Origin of the sequence: Pseudoclavibacter sp. VKM Ac-2867, from assembly GCF_015351275.1 — a bacterium.
Lineage (GTDB): Bacteria > Actinomycetota > Actinomycetes > Actinomycetales > Microbacteriaceae > Pseudoclavibacter.
Map to the genome: position 1 here is coordinate 601,980 of NZ_JADKSL010000001.1, position 22,228 is coordinate 624,207.

At 65.5% G+C, this 22,228-nt stretch carries 16 protein-coding genes; 15 read left to right on the top strand and 1 reads right to left on the bottom strand.

Annotated elements, in window-relative coordinates:
- Window positions 1-157 precede the first annotated feature (157 nt).
- The 4 genes from ITJ67_RS02690 (at window position 158) to ITJ67_RS02705 (ending at window position 7,322) form a co-directional block, all read left to right on the top strand.
- Window positions 158-733, top strand: a complete 576-nt coding sequence (locus ITJ67_RS02690) for a hypothetical protein (RefSeq protein ID WP_194676639.1) — start codon at window positions 158-160, stop codon at window positions 731-733.
- A 626-nt stretch (window positions 734-1,359) separates the two neighbouring features.
- Entirely contained in the window at window positions 1,360-2,247 is an 888-nt protein-coding gene (locus tag ITJ67_RS02695; RefSeq protein ID WP_160071323.1) for an AraC family transcriptional regulator, read from the top strand.
- A 2,156-nt stretch (window positions 2,248-4,403) separates the two neighbouring features.
- Entirely contained in the window at window positions 4,404-5,021 is a 618-nt protein-coding gene (locus ITJ67_RS02700; RefSeq protein ID WP_160071324.1) for a helix-turn-helix domain-containing protein, read from the top strand.
- A gap of 1,395 nt (window positions 5,022-6,416) precedes the next feature.
- Window positions 6,417-7,322: a helix-turn-helix domain-containing protein gene (locus ITJ67_RS02705; protein ID WP_160071325.1), complete on the top strand. Its 906-nt coding sequence runs from the start codon at window positions 6,417-6,419 to the stop codon at window positions 7,320-7,322.
- 45 nt (window positions 7,323-7,367) lie between these two features.
- Here the strand turns inward: ITJ67_RS02705 and ITJ67_RS02710 are convergent, their stop codons facing one another.
- Entirely contained in the window at window positions 7,368-8,126 is a 759-nt protein-coding gene (locus ITJ67_RS02710) for an IclR family transcriptional regulator (protein WP_160071326.1), read from the bottom strand.
- Between the two features lie 235 nt (window positions 8,127-8,361).
- Here ITJ67_RS02710 and ITJ67_RS02715 point away from each other — a divergent pair, with 235 nt between their 5' ends.
- From ITJ67_RS02715 to ITJ67_RS02765, 11 genes are all read left to right on the top strand, one after another.
- Complete coding sequence (locus ITJ67_RS02715) at window positions 8,362-9,690, top strand: ABC transporter substrate-binding protein (RefSeq protein WP_194676640.1); 1,329 nt, start codon at window positions 8,362-8,364, stop codon at window positions 9,688-9,690.
- The gene (locus ITJ67_RS02720; protein ID WP_160071328.1) at window positions 9,687-10,610 is read left to right on the top strand and encodes a carbohydrate ABC transporter permease; all 924 of its coding nucleotides are present in this window, start codon (window positions 9,687-9,689) and stop codon (window positions 10,608-10,610) included. The genes ITJ67_RS02715 and ITJ67_RS02720 overlap by 4 nt, the downstream gene beginning before the upstream one ends.
- The gene (locus ITJ67_RS02725) at window positions 10,607-11,497 is read left to right on the top strand and encodes a carbohydrate ABC transporter permease (protein ID WP_104242401.1); all 891 of its coding nucleotides are present in this window, start codon (window positions 10,607-10,609) and stop codon (window positions 11,495-11,497) included. Before ITJ67_RS02720 ends, ITJ67_RS02725 begins: the two co-directional genes overlap by 4 nt.
- Window positions 11,498-11,540: 43 nt before the next feature.
- Window positions 11,541-14,282: a hypothetical protein gene (locus ITJ67_RS02730; RefSeq protein WP_194676641.1), complete on the top strand. Its 2,742-nt coding sequence runs from the start codon at window positions 11,541-11,543 to the stop codon at window positions 14,280-14,282.
- Complete coding sequence (locus ITJ67_RS02735; protein ID WP_194676642.1) at window positions 14,272-15,396, top strand: glycoside hydrolase family 88 protein; 1,125 nt, start codon at window positions 14,272-14,274, stop codon at window positions 15,394-15,396. Before ITJ67_RS02730 ends, ITJ67_RS02735 begins: the two co-directional genes overlap by 11 nt.
- A complete protein-coding gene (gene kduI, locus ITJ67_RS02740; RefSeq protein WP_160071330.1) occupies window positions 15,393-16,226 on the top strand; it encodes a 5-dehydro-4-deoxy-D-glucuronate isomerase in 834 nt (277 codons plus the stop codon). The genes ITJ67_RS02735 and kduI overlap by 4 nt, the downstream gene beginning before the upstream one ends.
- A 100-nt stretch (window positions 16,227-16,326) precedes the next feature.
- The gene (locus ITJ67_RS02745; RefSeq protein ID WP_160071331.1) at window positions 16,327-17,226 is read left to right on the top strand and encodes a sensor histidine kinase; all 900 of its coding nucleotides are present in this window, start codon (window positions 16,327-16,329) and stop codon (window positions 17,224-17,226) included.
- Window positions 17,223-17,921 carry a response regulator transcription factor gene (locus ITJ67_RS02750; protein WP_104331759.1) on the top strand — a complete coding sequence of 233 codons (699 nt, stop codon included), beginning with the start codon at window positions 17,223-17,225 and terminating at the stop codon, window positions 17,919-17,921. Before ITJ67_RS02745 ends, ITJ67_RS02750 begins: the two co-directional genes overlap by 4 nt.
- 166 nt (window positions 17,922-18,087) lie before the next feature.
- A complete protein-coding gene (locus ITJ67_RS02755) occupies window positions 18,088-19,137 on the top strand; it encodes an ABC transporter substrate-binding protein (protein WP_194676643.1) in 1,050 nt (349 codons plus the stop codon).
- A gap of 15 nt (window positions 19,138-19,152) precedes the next feature.
- Window positions 19,153-20,922 carry an ABC transporter permease gene (locus ITJ67_RS02760; protein WP_194676644.1) on the top strand — a complete coding sequence of 590 codons (1,770 nt, stop codon included), beginning with the start codon at window positions 19,153-19,155 and terminating at the stop codon, window positions 20,920-20,922.
- Window positions 20,900-22,090, top strand: a complete 1,191-nt coding sequence (locus tag ITJ67_RS02765) for an ABC transporter ATP-binding protein (RefSeq protein ID WP_323741368.1) — start codon at window positions 20,900-20,902, stop codon at window positions 22,088-22,090. The genes ITJ67_RS02760 and ITJ67_RS02765 overlap by 23 nt, the downstream gene beginning before the upstream one ends.
- Window positions 22,091-22,228 lie beyond the last annotated feature (138 nt).

The following is a 22,228-nucleotide window of genomic DNA, read 5'->3' on the forward strand; positions in this document are numbered from 1 at the left end:
GGATCACATCCCATGTCGCATCGGCCCCGACAGGACCACCTGTGCGGACGACTCAGGATGGTCTGGCCGCGCTGCTGCTCGCATCGAGCTTCGGGAGAGGTGCGTCGATACGTTGGCGTTCGAAGCGGGTCTGGCTGCCACGCACCACGATGGGTAAATGTCGACGAAGCGCAAGCGCAGGCCCAACACGCGCACGGTCAGGGGCTCGGCCGATACGCCGACCTACCGCATGAGTGCCCAGCGCATGGCGTGCATCACCGGCTCCTTGGTGGCGCTGATGGTCATTCTGCTCCTCGCCGCGGTTGTGGGCCTCATGGCCAGTGACGGGTCCGGATCGAGCATTGGTGAGATCTGGGGAGTGGTCGCACTCGTGGCTGCGTTCGGTCTCCCCGTTGCCGCAGCGGGGATTTTCGGGGGTCTGGCGATTTCGCCCTGGGGTTGGGTCCCTGGCACCATCTTCAGCATCGGGTGGCTGGCGTTGCTGACCCACATCACGAACGATTCGTTCCACCTGCTCTACGACGGTCAGGCCGTTGGGCCGCTGATCTATCGGGAGCAGGCATTGCGAGCGACAGGGATCAGTGGGCTGATCGTCGGCGGCGCACTGTACTTCGTCGCAGGGTGGGCGAGCGACGTCCCGATGTGGATCGGCGGGACGAGCGGAGGCATCTCGACAGGCAGGGTGCGAAGCAGGGGGCATGACGCACCTGCAGAGCCGTTGGACGAGCCTTGACAACAGCCGTGATCCTCGAGTTCGGTGGACCCCGCGGCACCGGATGGGAGCTCTCACACCCTGAGGGTGCGAAAGATAGCCGCCGAGACTTGCGACGGGGGAGTGGATGCGGCAAACCGCGGCGCGTGGTCTTCCTACGCAATGGGTCACAAGTGGACAGTTCCATTAAAACGCCGGTGACCAATAAGGGATACGTCCGTCGCCTTGGATCATGACTACGGGGCACCGGGTCAGGTTGCCGTCACGCCCGGGCCTGCCTTGCATATCGAATGGGCCTTCGTGAAGCAGAGAACTGTGTCTTCCTGATCGCAGCATTCCTCGAACGATCCACGAGACCGCCCAAGCTCTACCGAGAGCTGTGGCCTGGATGGCCCTGGGATTCGGCACGCTTGGGCTGATCCTCAGCCTCACGAACATGATCCTCAACCTCGAGCAAGTGAGACGGCGTCGCGCGTCGGCGGTTACGCGGACTGGGTTTCGCGTGGTTGTCAAGGGATGAGCCGAATATGCGTAGCTAGCTAAATTACAAGCTGGCGCTCTGCCGCTGAAATATATGGTGTGGGCCAGCGGCCCCCGACTCCCAGCGCGGGATCTTCAAGGCGTCGTGGGCACGGAGGCTTCTCAGAATGAATGTGGAACTCGACATTGCTCTGTCTGGCGATCGCGCCGTCGATTGGCTTGAAGCGCATGGCGCGCGGGCGATATCACTCGGCGAGGATTTCCGGCTCTTCGCGGATCTCGTCTCCAGTCCCAGCATCAGCATCACTCGCATCTGGCACACACCTATGGAAGTCCGCCTGCGTCCCACGCATGAGACCGGCCTCGATCGCGTCTATCTGAGCTTCATGATGCGCGGAACCCTCAGCGTCACCGAAGAGGCTGATTTTTCGGCGACCGGAACACCTCCCATTTTCATCCACGACACGGCGGTTCCCGCTCGGATCCGCACCGAAGAGGAATCGAGCAGGTTCGTCTTCGGCATCCGACGATCGAAGATCGAGGCTGTCTTGGGGGCGGATATCTCTGACGAGCGCCCACGTATCCCAGACGCGAGTCTGCGACGGGTTGCCCTCGCTACCGCTGCCGCTTCTTTCGACTGCGAGCTCGAGGAGGCGACGCTTCCCTTCTTCGCTTGGCGAAACGCGATCGAGACTCTGGTTATTGCCGCTCTTCGATCGACGATGCAGGCTCCAGGGCCATCGGAAGCGCTCCTGCACCGCTCACAGCAGCTCATCCTGGACCACGCGAGCGAACCCGACTTTTCGGTTGTCGAGCTCGCCAACCGGGTGGGAATCTCCACCTCGCATCTGCACCGCGTCTTCCGCGCCATCGACACGACTCCCGCGACGGCCCTCCGCAAAAGGCGCCTCAGCCTTGCTCAAGACCTCATGACCGCTCAAGCAACCCCGCAGGATCTGAAAGCGATCGCGCTTCAAGCTGGGTTCAGGAGCCTGCGCATGCTCCAGTACGCGAGGCGGATGTACGCAAGTGAGAGTGTCGTGGCCGATCGGTAGCGGTGTCGTTGCTCTCCGGGGTAGGCCAAGCCCTGGGTGAGCCGCGGATCGTGTCACCCTCGGTGCACGGAGACAGTCGCTGGCAGCGCGACAAACGGATGGCCCGTCGTCCAGAATGCACCGTCGGAGATGTGCTCCGTCCCGCGTGAAGCGGGAACGATCTCTGGTTTTCAACCGCTCGAGGCGATGAGGGCCGGAGATCGCTTGGATCTTCATCGACTTATCTTTCAACAGTCGAGTCTGACTCCTTGCTGAAGAGCCCCCAGTCGATGTCGAGGGTGAGGTGCTCCCGGCTCCCGGCTGGGCTGTGCTCTGCTGATGCTGGTCGCCGAATCGTGTGGTGAGTGAACGTTCACATCGCGGTCCGTCGCAGGCGCGCAGGGCTTAGCGGCGGCAAAACGAAGCCAGTATCCGCTGCTTTTTGGCCAGAATGCGAACGAGGCAAGATCGTCGACGCCATTGACTGCGACCCCAACGTGTAGGCGGTGAGCGATGGCACGCGCACGGCGGGACTCGTCCTGTGGAGCCGCACCAGTGGGCGCCCACTCGCGCACCTTCGAGCGAGTCCTCTTGCCGTGAAAAGCTCACGATGACGTGAACCAAGCGGGCTGTGGCCAAAAAGTCGCAACCATGAGTGTGGGCTGCGAAGCAGCGCTATGTTCGTGAGCTGTCAGTAACTTCACGAGGACCTGGAATGTCGAACCAAAGGAACACGAAACCAATGTCACCAGCTGAACGCAGGGCGCAGCTGAAGGTGGCCGCGCGGAGGGCGACCGTGCCCGCCGCGTCGGTCACCGCACCGCTCTCAGTCGGGCCGATGGAAGCTGTCGACGATGCAGTCATCTTCAGTGGCCGGTCAGTCGAATCGCTTGACGACACCAACCCGACTCGGCCGGGCCGCCCGCTGTACCCGCCAGCGAAGACCTCTCCGTTCCCGGCGAGGTCCAAGGACGTTGGTACGACTCCAATCGACCGGGGGCGCGCTCAATCCGCGCTCCTCCCGACCTCGCCCACCTCGAGCCATGGCATTCACGACTCGATGCACGTTGTGTGTGTGACGCGCCGCTGGTCACGAGCGCCTCGTCTTCCTCCACAGCGAGCACAGAGAGTGGTGAACACAGACAACAGCGGCAACGGTGCCCTCTCCTTCACGGTGGACCAGGCATTGTCGGCCAGCGGGGGCCTTGAGGCCGGCCCGCCAAGCTGGGCGCGCGGGTCGATCGTCAGCTCTGCTTGAGGGGGCCAGTGATGCGTGGTGCCGGTTCTCGCGGCGGTGACTCCCGGGCCGCAGAGTCGGGTACCGCGACCTCATCGGCATCGTGCACGAGAACTCCCTCGCTCGTTCCGCGGCGCGGTGTGTCGGGAGGGGCCACCTCAACCAATCGACAAGCGAGCTGCCCTCGATCTTCCCAGACATCGCCGTGAATTGAAAAGTCGCTTCGGAGCAGGACCCTCGTGGGCAATCTGGTAGCGGCCACAGCGCTCGCAGAATCAGTGGGCACGGCAACGCCCACTCAGAGCGGATGCCGGTGGTGTGGACGAGAGGGTGATTTCGCCACTTGCGCGGCCGCGAGACTCGCGGCGTAGTTCCATTCCAAGATGCTCTCGACTCGTGCAATTCATCGATCGCTTCGGGTAATTTTCACATCGTGCTGCAGTGAAAGCACCGAATCCATGCAGTTCGTTCTGTGCTTTTTCAGGCAGGACCGCAGCTCGCGTGACTTAACGTGATCTGCAGCAGAAGTAATTGAGGTGACACTGATATGGGTGAGCGCTCATATTTTTCAGAAATTCACGGTTGGCAAGCTTTGCCAGGATTGCGGGGGTACGAGAATACGTTCGTAGGAAAGCTGCCCGTCGACGCGTTCGAATCTTCGGGAGTCTTTGTCCGTGGATATTACGAACCGGCCAACTCGGAAGTGCAGCTTCTTCGGTTCAATAACTTTCTCGTGGCTAGACTCCGAACTCGGCCCGTCGTCCTGGAGTGGCCTCGCACGCGTCTGCCCGCAAGAAGGCGATATGCGTTCATACTTGTCAATCAAGGCGAAGTTGCATTCGCTGGTGACCGCCTGAAGGGCAACCCAAGCGCCACAGGCGTTGGCATGGCTCTCCCGGGGCACGAATCACTGACCATTGATGTGGTTGGTGCCACAGAGATGATCGTCTTCACCTTCGACCAGGAAGAGATTTCGCCGTTGCGGGCGAATCGGGTTCCCAACGTCATGGACGTGTCCAGTTCGCCACTCTTCACAGCGACCTATCACTTCCTGAATAGGCTCCTCAGTCAGTCGCCTGACGCAGACCATACGACAGCGAACTCCATTCGTGAGCTGCTTCGATCCTTTGCCCGCGCGCTTGTCGTGGAATCGACCAGAGAGAACATCGAAAACCCGGATGATCTCTTCGAGCGCGTCAAGGAACTGGTCAATTCTCGGTTCTCGAACCTCGACTTCGGGCCGCCGGAAATGGCAAGGGAACTCGGCGTTTCGACGAGGTCGTTGCAGCGAGCGGCGGAAAAGCACGGAGCCAGCGTCGCCAAGATGTTGCGGACAGCGCGAGCAGCGCGGGCTCGGCGTCTGATTCTCACTCGGCCACATCTCAATCTTGATGTGGTCAGCAAGATGAGCGGGTTCAACTCCGTCGGATCTCTACGTCGAGCCCTGCTCAGCACGCATGGGGTGTCAGTGAAAGATGTCCGAGGATCAGCGGGGGCTGAAGCCGGAGAACCCCCATCGAATCCGCCTTCGGACCCGCCTGCCGACCACATCCTCTGATCGCGTTCGCGTTCGCGTTCGCGATTCGCCGGAGACAGTGTCGAGCTCAGGGAACTGTCGACGGAGAACCCATCAGAGTGATGATCGTCGCTCTCCGCCGCCACCGCTCGGGTCGTGCCCCACCGTAGGGTTCGACTCTCCAGTCGGAGGTTCGCTCGAGATTGCCCAGCGCTGCACTCGTCCAACGGCGGTCAGTGAGAGCGCTGTGGCGATTCGACCGAGGTCCAGCATCTCCGTGATGAGCGCGCCTGTACCAGGGCTTCCGGATGCTGAATCCTTCTCATCGGTCATCTCTTCATTCGTCCAGTTTCCGCGCTGAGGATCGTTCGATGCCGTGCAGCATCACTGGGGAGCGATCAGAACTTCGTGACCAGAAAACTCTGGCAGGGGGCATCTTGGTTGTTGGTGCTCAGGAGGCGCGAGTCCACCTTGCACGCTTTTGAAGCGCCGGTTTCGGCGTCACGCTTCATCTGCTCGACATGGATCACCAAGCGTCGCAGATCGCTGTCGAATGTGACTCCTTCTCAACTGTCACGCTCTGGCCGTCGCCACATGGAACAGTGTTGTCGCGTTTCGAGCTTGCGTTCTCCGTGAACCGATTGGCCCCGCCTCGGTCGATCGCTCGTGGAGGCTCGGCGGCGGGGTGCCGCCTGCCAAGCACATCGCGGAGGTGAGGATCACGTGCTTGCGCGCGGGCAAGGCGGACAGGATTCAGTTGCTGCTCCTGAAATGTGCGGCGCGGTGACCCCAGATCACCGCGCCGCACCGTGGGGCACCGTGCGGGCCATCCCCCGATAGCTCAGTCACCAGCACCCACGCTGCCCACTGTAGGAGCGCACGTAGCCGACCGGATGGTTTGGCGGAATCTAGACCGTAGCTGTCGCGTTTCGAGACCTGTTGCGGCTCTTCACCACTGTTGCGCCTGCAGGAGCTCACCCTCGGGTGACCTGCGAGTCACGGCCTTCGGCGCAGCGGGGACCTGCCCCGCGCCGAAGCGCGATTCGCTTGCAGGAGGCGGTGCTCCCGGGGGCGATCCCCGGCCTGGAAGATCCTGCCGCGTCCCAGCAGTGAGGGTGCAAGGTCAACCGCACAGGGCCCGTGGGACCGCTTGCTCGGGCTGGCCATGCTGATCGCCAGCGAGATTGACTCGTCTCCCAGCTCGGAGTGTGGGTACACTTGCCCGTCTTCGGCCCCATGAGCCCCGGCGGCTTCTGCCGCCGACATGTCCGCGTGAAATCTGAGATAACCGAGCGTGGAGAGTGCGTTTTGCGACGCTCCGCATTCCGATGACGCGCCGTGCCGTCGGAGAGGACCGGCGGTCCACGGTGCTCACGGATGTGTGATTTCTCTTAGCGAATTCGGCCGATTGGCCCGACTCGAACGATCGGAGCGGCATTGGATTCTGCACATGTTGTGGGTCTCGAGAATGATGAGGCGCTGCAGTGGCTGCAGGGGAATGGTTGGAAAGTTCGGGTTGCCGGAACGAAGGTTCGTGTTCACGCGGACATCATCGGGGCCCGAGCGTTCACGCTGGGACGCATCTGGCAAACCGCAACGAGAGTGGACCCCGACGCGGACTCCTACAATCCCGATCTTGTCTACGTGAATTTTGTCCTGACGGGTCATCTCGTGATTCAGAGCACTGGCGGAGCGACGAGAAAAGTTGCTGCGCCGCAGTTCTACACGCATTCGGCGCGCAGACCAGTGAGCGTCTCTTCTGTGGCGCCTCATTCGTGCTTGTTCATCGCGATTCCCAGGGAGCACCTCGCGGAACTTCCGTGGGTCGAGAGCCAGGCGCCAGGGCCGTTCGTGACGACAGGGGCCTTCCGGAGGGTCTTCATCGCCGCTGCAAATGCTTCGCTCGACACGCAGATCGGGGAGCAGCAGGTTGGCTTCGCCTTCTGGAGGCGTGGACTCGAAGAACTGCTGCTCGCTGCACTCACGGAGACGAGAGTTCTCGAGGATGTGAAGACAGGATCGCAGAAAGGCCTGCATCTAGCCCGGGCTCAACTGCTGATCGAGGAGAACTACCGGGATGCGGACTTCTCGACCCGAGAACTGGCACGCGCTCTGAACATCTCCATTTCGCAGTTGCACCGCATCTTCTCGGCGGAGGGAAAGACAGCAGGGGCAACCATCCGGGCCAGGCGGGTGGATCGGGCGCGGAGTCTTCTCAGTGTGAGTGAGAACTCGAGATCCGAACTTCTCGGGATCACGCAGGAGAGTGGATTCCGATCCGTGCGAACCATGCGTCGACTCCTGAGAGAGGACCTTGCAGAGCGCTCGTCTGGCGAGACCTGATTCCGAAATAAGCAGCCGACGCTCCAAGGGTGCGACGTGGGGCGCTCAGACCAGCTTCTTGATCTCGGTGACCGTCCGCAGCAGATGCGGCACGATGTTCTGGATCTTTTCCGGTGTCATCTCGTGCTCGAGGCCCGAGGTGCTGACGCCTCCGATGACGGAGCCATCCGCGGATCGCAGGGCTGCCCCGACGCACCGGATCCCGAGCTCGTTCTCCTGGTCGTCGATCGCCCATCCACGCTCCGAGACGAGGCGAAGCTGCGCCTGGAGCTCCCGCTTCGACACGATGGAGTGGACCGTCCGTCTTGTGAGCTCGGCTGACACCAGTAGGTCGGAACTCAGCTCGGGGGAGAGCGAGGCGAGGATGGACTTGCCGATGGCGGTGGACCACAGCGGAATCGTGTCTCCGACGCGTGAGCGCATCTGGTAGGCCGCCGGTCCGTCGATCTTGGCGACGTACATGAGCGTCGTCTGGCGGAACCGCGCCATATGCACCGTGCAGCCCACCTCGTCGCGCAGTCGCTGGAGCAGCGGAAGGGCTTTCTGCGTCGCGCGTTCGTCGCGCTGCACGCTCGCAGCGAAGAGGTGCGTACGGGCTCCCGGGCGGTAGGTGCGGTCTGCGCCGTGCTCGACCCAGTCATGCTCGACGAGGTCGCTGAGCACCCGGTGCACGGTGCTGACGGAGAGACCTGTCGCGGTCGCGAGGTCGGAGATGCGATGGTGCTCGGAGACGGCCTCCATGAGAGTGAGTCCCTTCATCAGGGCAGAGAGCGGAGGCTCCGAGTGCTCGGGCGATGGTGTCATGTCCTCATCCAATCGCAGCCGCTTGAGATTCCGCACTCCGTCGAGCGTGGGACCGCGGCAGGGATTCGCTGTCGATTCGACTCTTCTTTGAGTCAGGTCCGTAGTTCGCACCCTAGCCTAGTTTCCGCTCTACAGAAAGTCCTTTCCATAGAGCCGAAAACTTGTAGTATCGCCACCATCGACGCAGAGAGGCGTCGACTCCCCGGGTCGGGGGATTGACATCAAGGAGGATGTAATGACTACGAGAAGGCACAACGCAAAGGTGGCGCTCGCGCTAGCTGTCGGCGTCACCGTTGGCCTCACGGGGTGCGCCCCCGGAGAGGTCGTCAGCGGCGACGACGGTGCAAGCGGGCCGTTGGAAGTCCAGGAGATCAACCCGGCGGACTTCGCCGGCGAGTCGCTGAGCTACGTCTACTTCACCGACGGACCCGACGAGGCGGCAACGCGCGACCTCATCGCATCGTTCGAGGAAGAGTACGACGTCACCGTGAACCTCGAGATCCTCCCATACGCGGACCTCGTCACGTCCGTGCAGGCGCGGCTCTCCGGCGGCAACGCCCCCGACGTCGTCCGCCTCACGGGCCTCGGCGACTTCCAGAACGACCTCCTCGATCTGCGCACGTACCTTGGTGAGGACTATGCATCCGAGTTCGTCGACGGCCCCGTATCGGGTGCCACGACCGACGACGGGCAGCTCATCGCGGTCCCATCCGACCTCACGCTCAACGGCCCGTTCATCAACACCGACCTCTTCGAGCAGGCAGGCGTCCCGCTTCCCGACTCGAGTGATCCATGGACCTGGGACGAGATGATCGACGCGGCCACGAAGGTCCAGACGGCGACGGGCACCGAGTACGCCTTCGCGATGGACAAGTCGGGGCACCGACTCTCCACAGTGCTCAGCCAGTACGGCACCGCACTCGTCGGCGACGGCGAGGTCGTCCTCGACGAGGCGAAGGCCGAAGCCGCCTTGCAGCCGCTCGTCGACATGATGGCCGACGGCCGCATGCCCCGCGACTTCTGGCTCGGCTCGGGCACTCGATACGAGGGTGCAAACGAGATCTTCCTCGCGCAGGACACCCCCGTCTACCTCTCCGGCAACTGGCAGGTCGGCCAGTTCGCTGCCAACGCGGACTTCAACTGGGCAGCAGCACCCAATCCCTGCGCTGAAGAGTGCGGCGGATTCCCCGGCGGCAAGTACATGGCTGCGCTGAAGGAAGGCCCCAACCCGGCGCTCGCCGCGTTCTTCGTCCAGTACATGAACACCGCGGAGTCGCAGGAGAAGTTCGTTGCAGCAGGTGGGTTCCTCCCCACTCGCGCGGACCTCACGGAGCAGGGTGTCACCTACCCGGACCGTCAGGCCGACATGGATACGTTCCAGGCTGACCTCGCTCGCACTCCCGACCTCGGCTACGCCGCGAACGGCGACGTCGCCTTCAACGGCAGCGCCCTCGAGCTCGTCGACCAGCTCTCTCGAGTCGTCGCCGGCGAGAAGGACCTCAAGACCGCGGTCGCAGACGTCAAGTCGAACGCGCAGTCGCTCGTGGAGGAGCTGCACAAATGACGTCAGAGCGCACGGTCGCTCGGCGGAAGGTGATCGGGGGCAAGTCTCGGAAGCCCTTCAGCCTCCGCTCGGCGCCGTACCTGTTCCTCCTGCCCAATATGGCGATCTTCGGGCTGTTCACGATCTGGCCCGCCATCAACGGCTTCAACATCTCGATGTACTCGTCGTCGAACGGACGCACCTTCGCGTGGGAGGGGCTCGGCAACTACCAGACGATCCTCTCCGACTCGGAGTTCTGGGGGATCGTCTGGCAGACCGTGGTCTACGCGGTGGCCTTCGTGCTCCTGTCCGTCGTCCTCGGCACGCTGCTCGCCGTCCTCGTCGAGCAGCAGCGGAGGGGTCGCTCCTTCTTCCGGGCGGTCTTCTTCATCCCGGTCCTCATCTCGCCCGTGGTCGCGGGCCTCGTGTGGAACTGGATGCTGGAGCGGCAGGGGGGAATCGTCAACGCGTTCCTCGGCCTCTTCGGCGTCGCCCCGGTCCCGTGGCTCGTCGAGGGCCCGCTTGCCATGCTCTCGGTGATCGTCGTGGGCACCTGGATGCAGGTGGGCTTCTACATGCTCATCCTGCTCGCAGGCCTCCAGAGCATCGACCCGTCGCTGTACGAGGCGGCGCAGCTCGACGGCGCCTCCAGGTGGAAGCAGTTCACGAACGTCACGCTGCCCCTGCTGCAGCCGAGCATCCTGGTGGTCGTCGTGCTCGCCACGATCCACGGCTTCCAGGCGTTCGACTTCATCTACACCCTCACGGGCGGTGGACCGGTCGGAGCGACCACCCTCATCGTCCAGTACATCTACGAGAACGGCTTCGTGTCGCCGATCCGCTACGGGCTCGCCTCTGCGGGGAGCGTGCTGCTCTTCATCGTCATCTTCACGATCACCATCGTGAATTACCTGATCGGACGAAAGCGGGACGCGGTATGACCACCGAGACGGCAAGCAATTTCATCGCCACGCAGGAACCGCGCCGGAGCTGGACCTCCACGGGGTCGAAGAAAGTCACCTCGACGGACGCGCTGCGCGTCGTCATCCTGGTCACGGCGACGCTCGTGGCGCTCATCCCGATCGTCTGGCTCGTCCTCGGCTCGTTCAAGTCGCCCGCCGAGCTGGCGATGCGGCCACCCGCGCTGCTGCCGGAGACCTGGGGGTTCGGCAACTACACGGAAGCTCTCTCGCGGTTCAACTTTGCCGGTTACTTCCTGAACAGCGTCGTGGTCACGATCGGGGCGACCGTGCTCACGCTCTCGGTCAACTCGATGGCGGCATACGCACTCGCGAAGTACAACTTCCGGGGGAAGAACTTCCTGTTCATCCTCACCCTGGCGACCATCATGATCCCGCTGCAGGTGATCCTGATCCCCGTCTACCAGGTCGTCGCTTCCATGGGGCTCGTGAACACACTCTGGGGCCTCATCATCCCGGCAGCAGCGACGCCGACGGGGGTGTTCATCCTCCGCCAGTACATGCTGTCGATCCCCGACGAGCTCATCGAGGCGGCGCGGATGGACGGCGCGGGCGAGTTCCGCATCTTCGCCACCATCGTGCTGCCCATGTGCCGACCCGCGCTCGCGGTCGTCGCGATCCTGTCGGTCATGTGGCGGTGGAACGACTTCCTGTGGCCGCTCGTCGTGGCACAGAGCGAATCGGTCTACACGCTGCCGGTGGCACTCGCCCGATTCACGGCGGAGGAGACGGTCCCGTTCAACCTCATCATCGCGATGAGCGTGGTCAGCATCGTCCCCGTCATCATCCTCTTCCTGTTCTTCCAGAAGCAGGTCACGACGGGCATCGCGAACACGGGCCTCAAGTAGCCCGTCACTCACCATCGATCTTGGACAAGGAAACACACGGAGCATGAGTTCTTCACTCACAGTCACCAACCGGACCGTTCACCTCGCCGACGCAGACGGCACGATCAGGGATTGGCTGGTCTCACCGGCCTGGGCAAGCAGCTGCGACGACCTCGACGCGTTTCTCTCCGAAGACGGGGAACCGTGGGGAGACGGCAGATGGGTGCTGACGAACGGACCAGACGTCGGCGAGCTGAAGCAGCGTCTGTACGCGGCGCACCAGCTCGACGAATCACAGGACCTCCCGCAGGTCATCGAGGGCGGCCCGGTCAGCTGGGTAGCCAACGGGCAGAGCTCGAGCGCCGAATGGGCACGCGTGCATACCCCGGCCGACGGCTTCGTCGACTGGTCGGCGTTCTGCTTCACCCCGGAGTACCGGGCCTCGCTCGCCGCCACGGCGGTGGAGGTCGACCAGAGCGAGTGGCGGACGATCGAGGTGCACACGACGGGCCCGTTCGTCCTCTGGGTGGGAGGCGAAGTCGTCCTGCGGGGTGATCAGGTCTCCTACATGGAGCCGCTCACGTCCTCGGTGCGGGTGCGTCTGCCGTCGGGGATCACGCCGCTGCACCTGGCGACCTGGCAGGTCGCATTCCGGGAGTGCCGGCACATCGTGCGCGTGCGGGTCGAAGGGCTGCCGGTTCGCGTGGTCATCCCCTCGCCCGGTGCCGACGAGCATGCTGGCCGACTCGCAGAGCAGGTGCTGAATCGGGTTGCGTCCACGAGCTGGGCGCTCGAGGGGCCGGTCGCCGCCTTCTCCGCACCACGCGGTGTGCGGTTCCGTGTCCGAACGAGCGACCACGAGGACTGGCAGCTGGTGGAAGCGGATGAGAAGGGCCTGGTCCGATTCCGTGTCGGCGGGGTCGCCGAGGAGGACGCGTTCGCGGAGGGCGACGCAGCCTCCGCAGGCGCCTCCATGCTGAGCACGGGGGAGAGCATCGTGCAGATCGGGCTCGATGACCCCCGCTGCCCGCAGCTTCGTCGCATCCGAGTCGCAGTCGTTCCGCCGGACAGCAGGGAACAGCCTCATGGCGATCCTGCGCTGTGGCGCGACGAGGTGCTCCGCTTCGTGGCCGGCCTCGAGGACGACACTCCCACTGAGGCCGGACTCGCGGGTCTCCTCGCTCGCCACGAGCTGCTCGGAGACGTGCGCGTCGAGCCTTCGGATCTCGCGTCTGCGCTGCACCGGGTCGAGACGCGCGGCGACTGCGCCGACTTCGAGGTGCTCTCGATGCTGCTCGCCTGGCACCGGGTGCCGAGCGATGCCTGGTCCGCGGGGCTGCGCGACCGAGTGCAGGGCGCCGTGACGGGCATGAAGTACTGGATCACCCAACCCGGCCTCGACGCCATGTGCTACTTCACGGAGAACCACCAGTTCGTCTGGCACGTCGCCGAGCTGCTCGCCGGGGAGACCTTCCCGGATGAGGTCTTCTCCGTCGACGGGCGAACGGGTGCCGAGCATGCGGACGAGGCGCGCGTCCGCGCCGCCGGATGGCTCGACCGCAAGCTGTCCGGCGGGTTCAGCGAGTTCGACTCGAACGCGTACCTCGCCATCGACAGCTACGCCCTCTGCATGCTGATCGAGCTCGGGGTCGACGAGCGCCTCACCGAAGCCTCGCGGGTACTCCTCGACAAGGTGCTCTTCACGCTCGCGTGCAACTCGTGGCGCGGCACGCACGGAGCGGCGCACGGACGCTCGTACGTGCACACGCTGCGCAGCTCGCGCTTCGAGGAGACCTCGCCCATCCTGCGCCTGCTCGCCGGAGTCGGCAGCCTCAACGACGCCGTGCTGCCGGTCACCACGCTCGCGATCTCGCGGAAGTACGCCGTGCCGGCGATCATCCGCAAGCTCGCCGGGGAGCCACCGCGCGAATGGTGGGGCACCCAGGTCTACCGCGGGAAGCTGGCGTTCGAACGGGACCTCCTCAGCAGGCCGTACCGCTCAGATCTCCGCGTCTGGAAGACCCCGGACGTGATGCTCTCGAGCGTGCAGGACTACCGAGCCGGGCTGCCCGGCCTCCAGGAGCACATCTGGGGAGCCACGCTCGCCCGCGAGTTCCAGATCTTCGTCACGCATCCCGCGAACGCGGATACGGGGTCGTCGGCAAGGCCCAACGCATGGGCCGGTCACCGCGTCCTCCCGCGCGTGCATCAGCACCGGAACGTGGTCGTCCATCTCCAGCGCTTCACGAGCAGCGACCCCATCACGCGGACGCACCTCTGGCTGCCTTCCGAGCAGGCAGACGAGCTCGTCGTTGCTGGCGATTGGATCGCCGTCCGGCGCGGCGACGGATACGTCGCTATCGCGACTCCCGGCGGCGTGCGCCCCATCGCGACCGGCGAAACCGCTCAGCAGGAGTGGATACCGGTCGAAGATGGCGCGGTCTGGGTCGCCGTCGCCGGTCGGAAGGACTCGGATGGGGACTTCCAGACGTGGGCCGCCGGCCTGCACTCTGCGAACCTCGACTGGAACCCGAGCGGCGCCGACGACCCCGGCGTCCGATTCCAGCTGGGATCCGGACCGAAGCTCGACGTGACCTTCTCGAGCGCACTGCTCGTCGACGACGTGCCTGAGGGATTCAGCGACGGCACGATCGTCGAGGAACAGCACCTCCAGAACCCGGCAACGCGCAGCGCGTTCGGTGACGCCGAGATCATCGCGGAATGGGACGGCGAGAGGCTCCAGCTGCCCGTCGAGCACGTCCGTCAGGGACTCGCCCAGATCGGCGGTGACGCAGATGGCCGGTGAAGACACCTCCTCGGCGGACCTCGCGCCGCCGCCGATGCCACCGTTGGCGAAGGCCTCGGCCGGAACCGGATTCGCCGAGCTCGAGGGTGATCTTCTGCGCGGCACCCTCGCCATGGGCGTCGACAGATGGTTCTGGGGCGAGGGGGTCTGCCTCCTCGCGACGTGGCGTGCCTCCGAAGCTCGCGGGGCGACACCCCCGCAGCTCGTGCTCGACTACATGGGACGCCACGCGAGCCGTCTCCCGGTGCTCGAGCACGTCAACAACATGGCACCTGCCGCCACAGCAGCCGAACTGCTGCGCGCATCCGGTGACCTCGGTGCTCGGCGCCTCGTCGAGGCCTGCCTCGCCTGGTACCAAGACGCACCCGAAGCCACCCGGGCCTCGAACGGTGCGCTCGAGCACTGGCCAGGGGGAGTCTGGGCCGACACCGTGTACATGGCTGGCGAGTTCCTCCTCCGTGCCGGGCGCGCGCTCGAACGCCCCGAGCTCACGCGGGAGGCGGTGCAGCAGTGGCTCGCCCATGCAGAGCAGCTGCAGGACACGGACACGGGCCTCTTCGCCCACGGCACCAACCAGGGAACACGGATCGACTGCTTCTGGGGGCGCGCCAACGCGTGGATCGCGCTCGCCGGTGCGGACCTGCTGCACCTCGCAGCAGACGATCCTGCTATCGGTGAGGTCCGCGAACGGCTCGCCGTGCAGCTCAAGACCCTCGCTGCGCTCCAACCGGACCACGGCGTGTGGGACGTCCTCGTGGACGGCCCAATCGAGACCAGAGGGATCCTCGAGACGTCCGCGGCCGCCGGGATCGGGGCCGCACTGCTGCGTGGCAGCGCGCTCCTCGAACAGCAGCTGCCAGCCGCCGACCGGCTCCTGCGGCGAGCCGGTGAGCGCGCTGTCCTCGGTTCGCTGGCGTACGTCGACGACGGTCGACTCACCCGAGTGAGCGCTGGAACCGTGCTCCAGCTCATCCCGTTCGGCTACTCCGTCATCCGAGACGACCGCGTGCAGCCGTGGGGACAGGGCCTCGCCCTGGAGGCGATCGCCGCCTGGAACGAGACAACAGCAGCAGCATCATCATCGTCAGCCCCCAAATCAGAGGAGCACTCATGACCATCACGAAGTACGCCCACAGCCCCAACGCCGTCGCAGCGATGAAGACCGACGAGCTGCGTTCCTCGTTCCTCATGGAGGAGCTGTTCGCCGCGGGTGAGGCGCGAAGCGTCTACCTGCACCACGATCGGATCCTCGCGTTCGGCGTCGTGCCGCTCGACGAACCGCTCGAGCTGCCCACGCCTGACCAGGTGCGAGCCGAGTTCGTCCTGCAGCGCCGCGAGGCAGGTGTCATCAACGTCGGCGGGCCGGGCACCGTGCAGGTCGGCGGCGAGGAGCACGAGCTCGCGCACGTCGGCACGATGTACCTCGGACGCGGGGAACGCGAAGTGCGGTTCTCCTCGGCAGACCCAGCGAACCCGGCCGCGTTCTACGTGTTCACCGCGACCTCGCACCAGGACCTTCCGACGACCAAGATCACGCCGGACATGACCAACGTCGTCGAGCTCGGCGATCCCGAGAACGCCAACCGTCGCACACTGAACCAGTGCATCTACGAGGGCGGGACGCGCAGCTCGCAGATCGCGTTCGGGTTCACGCAGGTTCACTCCGGAAGCGCCTGGAACACCCTCCCCGCGCACACGCATGACCGACGAACGGAGTGCTACCTGTACTTCGATCTCGCGCCGGAGCACCGGGTCTTCCACGTCATGGGGGAGCCGCAGGAGACCAGGCACCTCGTCGTGTCGAACCGTCAGCTCGTGGTCTCGCCGAGCTGGTCGGTGCACTTCGGTGCGGGTACCGGCCCGTACACCTTCGTGTGGGCTACCGCGGGCGAGAACACCACCTACAACGACATGGACCCCGTCGACACCACGCTGGTGCGCTGAGCAGAGCGGCTGGCCCTGACGTCGAACGACGGCAGGGCCAGCCGCACGGGTGAGCCGGGATCGCTGTGTCGCCCTCGCCTGATCGTCTAGGTTTATCCGGATGATGATGATGTCGAGGTGGGCAGCGAGCGTGCTCCTCGTGTCGGTTCTCGCGGGGATCCTCGCGGCAGTGTTCGCCGCCATGCGCTCCGACTGGGCGACTGGGCTCGCAGCGCTCATCGCGCTCGCGGCGGCATGGGCCTCGATCTGGCTGGTGCTGCGCGAGCATGCGCGAGACCGTGCGCGGCTCGAGGAGGTCACCGAGCTCAGCACGAGGCGCGCGGACCAGGCATCGGTGCTGAGCCACGAGCTCCGCACGCCGCTCGCGGTCATCCAGGGAGCCGGGGAGCTCCTCGCGGAGGAGAAGGCTGGCCCGCTCACCGAGAAGCAGGCCGTGTTCGTGCATCGCATCGTCGACAACGCCGTGCGGATGCACAACTTCTCGGAGCAACTGCTCACCAGGGCCCGCCTCGAGGCCGGCCTCGTGTCGATCGAGCGCTCTCGGGTCGACCTCAGAGTGCTGTTCCGTGGCGTCGTCGAGGAGCTGTCGGAGATCTCCGATGTCACGGTCGTGCTGGATGCCCCGGGAGCCCCGGTCAGCGCATTCGTCGACCCGCAGCTCACGAGGCAGGTCATCACGAACCTCGTGAACAACGCTGCGAGGAGCGAGTCGGCGGGCGGCCGCGTGGAAGTGCGTATCGTTCCTGGGGACGACGAGGTCATGATCTCGGTCAGCGACGGAGGGACGGGGATGACGGAGACGCAGCGCGAACGCCTGTTCAGCCGTTTCTCGAGCGGCCGCCCACTCGGCAACGGCACCGGCATCGGGCTCTTCATCTCGCAGCAGTTCGTGGAGCTGCAGGGTGGCCGCATCCATGTCGACACGATCTCGGGAAAAGGGACGACGATGATGTTCACGCTGCCGCTTGCCGACCCAGCCACCGTGAGGCGTCGACGATGACGGCGCCCCACAGTCTCGCATTCGTCGTCGACGACGAACCGGCGATGCTCGACATCGTCACGTTCGCGCTGGAGACGCAGGGGTTCACGACGGAGTCGTTCCGCTCGGCGGAGACCGCGTGGACGGCCCTCGAACGCTCACGCCCGGACCTCGTGGTGCTCGACATCATGCTGCCGGGCATCTCGGGGATCTCGCTGTGCCAGCGCATCAAGTCGCGCTGGGACCTGCCGGTGATCCTCGTGACCGCGAAGGGCGAGGTCTCCGACCGGATCGCGGGGCTGGAGGCGGAGGCCGACGACTACGTCGCGAAGCCGTTCCACCCGCGCGAGCTGGCACTCAGGGCACAGCGGCTCGTGCGGCGCCCGGAGTCGTCGCGTGCCGTCGTGACCTCCGGGGTCCGACTCGAGCTTGACCCCGCGAGCCACGATGTCATCGTCGCCGCGGAGCGGGTCTCGCTCACGAACACCGAGTACAAGCTCCTCGCCGCCCTCATGGCGCACCCGAACTCACCACTCGACTTCTCGCAGCTCCTCCTCATGTGCTGGGGCGAGTACGACCGCCACGGCGATCGGGAGATGATCAAGGCCGCGGTCTACCGGATGCGCCACAAGCTCGAGGCGGCCGTCACGGGAAGCTCGGCGGCGATCGAGAGCGTGCGCGGCACCGGCTACCTGCTCCGCGCCGACCGCACCTGAGCGTCGTCCGGCATCAGCGCTCCCTCCCAACTCGGTGACAGAGCTGTCACCGAGCATCACCGAGCTGTCACGGGCGCGCCCGCATCCCGCTCGTAGCGTTGGCAACATCGAGCACAGCTCACTGATGCTCGACAGTTCGAAAACCAGGACAAAGGAGTTCTCCCGCATGCAACGCACACTGCTTCCCTTCGCGGTCGCGGCAACAGCCGCCACCGCTCTCCTCGCCGGCTGCTCGGCGGGTGCGGGCACCGAGGCGGGTGCCTCGAGCGAACCGGTCACGTTCATCTGCACCCCGCAGGAGGATTGGTGCCAGGTCATCGCCGCCGAGTTCACGGCGGCCTCCGGCATCCCGGCGAACTACGTGCGGCTGAGCGGCGGCGAGGCCGTCGCGCGCCTCAGCGCGACAGGAGACACCCCGGAGTTCGACGCCTGGTTCGGCGGCGGCGCCGAGGGGCATCTCGCGGCTGACGAGTCCGGCTTCCTCGAGCCGTACACCTCACCGAACGCCGAGCAGATCCCGTCGGAATACAAGGACGCGGATGGGCGCTGGACCGGTGTCTACGTCGGCGCGCTGAGCTTCTGCTCGAACACCGACGTGCTCGAGGAGATCGGTGCCGAGGCGCCGACCTCCTGGGCGGACCTGCTCGACCCGAAGTTCAAGGGGAATATCGCCATGGCGCACCCCGGCACCTCCGGCACGGCGTACCAGGCGCTCTGGACCGAGGTCGAGCTCAACGACGGCGACCAGGATGCGGCCATCGGCTTCTTCGGCAAGCTGCACTCCAACATCCTCCAGTACTCGAAGAGCGGCAGCGCGCCGGGCCAGATGGCAGGTCGCGGCGAGGTCGCAACCGGCGTGATCTTCGCCCAGGATTGCCAGAAGTTCGTGAACGAGGGCTTCACGAACCTCGAGACGACCTTCCCCTCCGAGGGAACCGGCTACGAGGTCGGGGCCGTCTCGCTCATCAAGAACGCGAAGAACCCAGAAGGCGCCAAGGCGTTCATCGACTGGACCCTCACGGCCGAGGCGCAGGACCTCGCCGCGACTGTCGGCAGCTACAGCGTGCCCACGAACCCGGACGCCGTCATCACGGAGGACATGGTCGACTTCGACACCGTGAAGCTCGTGCACGCCGACATCGACGCCGCGGGTCAGGCGCGCAACGAGCTCACCGGACGGTTCGACTCGGAGGTGGCGCCTGCTCCCAAGGAGTAGAAGCGCGGACGAACAATGACCTCAACACTCGAAGCAGTCGCTGGCGGCGCCACGCCGCCAGCGGCCCCCGCCCCCGCACGAGGACGCGGTTCGCGCCCGGCGCCGCGGTCACGAGCCCGCGCCGACCGCAGCGTGGTGATCCTCGGCACGGCCGTCGCCGTCATCCTCCTGCTCCTCATCGGCTATCCGGTGATGAGCCTCCTCTCCGCAGCGTTCGCCCCGGATGGGCTCGCGGTGCTCGCGAGCATCGTGACCGACCCCGTCAACCATCGGATCGTGCTCAACACGCTGGTCCTCGGGCTCATCGTCGGGGTCCTGGGCACCATCATCGGGTTCCTGTTCGCGTTCGCCCAGGTCCGCATCGCGTTCCGCGGCAAACGAGCGCTGCACCTGCTGGCCATGGTCCCCATCGTGGCGCCCCCGTTCGCGGTCGCCACCGCCGTTATCACGCTCTTCGGCCGCAACGGCGCCATCAGCAACGGCATCTTCGGCATCAAGGGCGACATCTACGGGCTCTCCGGCCTGGTGCTCGTCCTCGCGCTGTCCTTCTTCCCCGTCGCCTACATGAACTTCAAGGGCATGCTCGAGTCGCTCGACCCGAGCCTCGACGAGGCCGCAGCTGGCCTCGGGGCGAGCAAGCTCAAGGTGTTCTTCTCGGTCACCATCCCCATGCTCGTCCCCGGCTTCGCCGGATCCTTCCTCCTGCTGTTCGTCGAGTCCATCGCCGACCTCGCGAACCCGCTGGTCCTCGGCGGCGACTACACGGTCCTCGCGAGCCGGGCCTACCTCGCCGTTACCGGCGACTACAACACGAGCGCGGGCGCGGCCTACTCGCTCACGATCCTCGTGCCTGCCCTCCTCGTGTTCCTCGTGCAGCGCTACTGGGTCTCGAAGCGCAGCGTCGTGACCGTGACGGGCAAGCCGACGGGACGATCCGAGCAGATCACCGCACCGAGCATCCGGGTGCCCATCCTCCTGCTCGTCGGCTCGATCAGCGCGCTCATCGTGACGATCTACGTGACCGTCCTGACCGGTGGCTTCATGAAGGTGCCAGGGGTCAACAACGAGTTCACGCTCGACCACTTCACATTCGTCCTCACGGGCATCGGCTCGAAGGCCATGATCGACACGGCCACCCTGGCCCTCATCGCGGCCCCGATCGCCGGCGTGCTCGGGATGCTCATCGCCTGGCTCGTCGTCCGGAAGCTGCGTCGCACCTCCGGGCTGCTCGACTTCGTCGGCATGCTGGGGCTGGCCGTACCCGGCACGGTCCTCGGCATCGGCTACGCGCTCAGCTACATCACGCCGACCACGATCTTCGGCGTGCAGATCCTGCCGGCCCTCGCCGGTGGAAGCGCGGCGTTCTCCGGCGGCATCGCGATCGTGATGGTCTACATCACCCGCTCGCTGCCATCCGGCCAGCGCTCGGGCATCGCGGCGCTCAACCAGATCCATCCCGCCATCGAGGAAGCTTCCACGTCGCTCGGCGCCGGGTCGGGGACGACGTTCCGCAAGGTGACGCTGCCGCTCATCCAGTCGGCCCTCCTCACCGGCCTGACCTTCGCGTTCGCCAGGTCCATGACGACGCTGTCGCCCATCGTGTTCCTCACCACCCCAGGCATCAAGATCATGACCTCGCAGATCCTCGCCGAGGTCGACTCGGGGCGCTTCGGGAACGCATTCGCGTACTGCACGGTGCTCATCCTCATCGTGCTGACGCTCATCCTCATCATCAACTTCCTCGTCCGAAAGGTGATCTTCCGTGGTCGCACACACCGTCGTTGACTCCGTCGATGGCCTCGCCGAGGCTGTCGGCATCGACCCTGAGGCCGCACTCGGCCGCATCACCCTCCGCAAGCTGACGAAGCGATACGGAGCCAAGGCCGACGACCCGCTGGCCGTCGACTCCGTCGATCTCGAGATCGAACCTGGCGAGTTCATCACCCTCCTCGGCCCCTCCGGCTGCGGCAAGACCTCGACCCTGCGGATGATCGCCGGGTTCGAGGAGCCGACCTCGGGGGAGCTCGAACTCGACGGGGCCGACATGATTCGCGTCGCCCCGAACCAGCGGCCGATGTCCATGGTGTTCCAGTCGTACGCGCTCTTCCCGCACCTGTCGGTGCGCGAGAACGTCTCGTACGGGCTGAAGCTCAAGAAGATGCCGGCGGCGCGGATGCGCGAAGAGGTCGACACGGTCCTGACGATCATGAACCTCATGAACTTCGCCGACCGGGCGCCCCACCAGCTGTCCGGCGGTCAGCAGCAGCGCGTCGCCCTCGCCCGTGCGCTGGTCATGCGGCCGAAGGTGCTCCTCTTCGACGAGCCCCTCTCGAACCTCGACGCGAAGCTGCGTGTCCTGATGCGCAACGAGATCCGCCGACTGCAGCGTCGACTCGGCATCACGAGCATCTTCGTCACCCACGACCAGGACGAGGCGATGACGCTCTCCGACCGCATCGTCGTCATGAACCGCGGCCGGATCGAGCAGGTCGATGTCCCGGACACCGTGTATCGGCGTCCCGAGTCGGTGTTCGTCGCCGACTTCATCGGCCGCGCGACGTTCCTCGACGCCACCCTCCTCGCCGAGCCGGCGAATGGGCGGGCCCGGGTCGTGGCGCTCGGTCGAGAATTCGAGACGGACTGCCAGGACGGCGTCACGATCGACACGGAGGTGCTCCTCATGATCAGGCCGGAGTCGGTGCGACTCTCCGGTCGGGTGGAGGCCGCGGAGGTCCACGGGGACGTCGGACGGGTCCTCACGACCATCTTCCACGGCGACAGCGTCGAGTACGAGATCGAGACCGACACGGGGACGATCGTGGCGCAGGTCTCGGACCCATCGGTCGAGGACATCCTGCGCCCCATGGACTGCGTTCGCGTGGGCATCGCCCCGGAACGCGGATGGCTGCTGCCCAAGACGGGCGACGAAGGCGACGAAACGGCGGCTCACTAGGCGCCTGCGCGGTGCGGTCTCGGGCCACTGCCTTCTCTCGAAGGCGGTGGCCCGAATCGTGCGGCGGGGAAGAACTCCGACGCCGTCGGCCTAGGTCGAGGGCCCTCGTGATCGGGCTGCCCGCGACATCCGGATTTC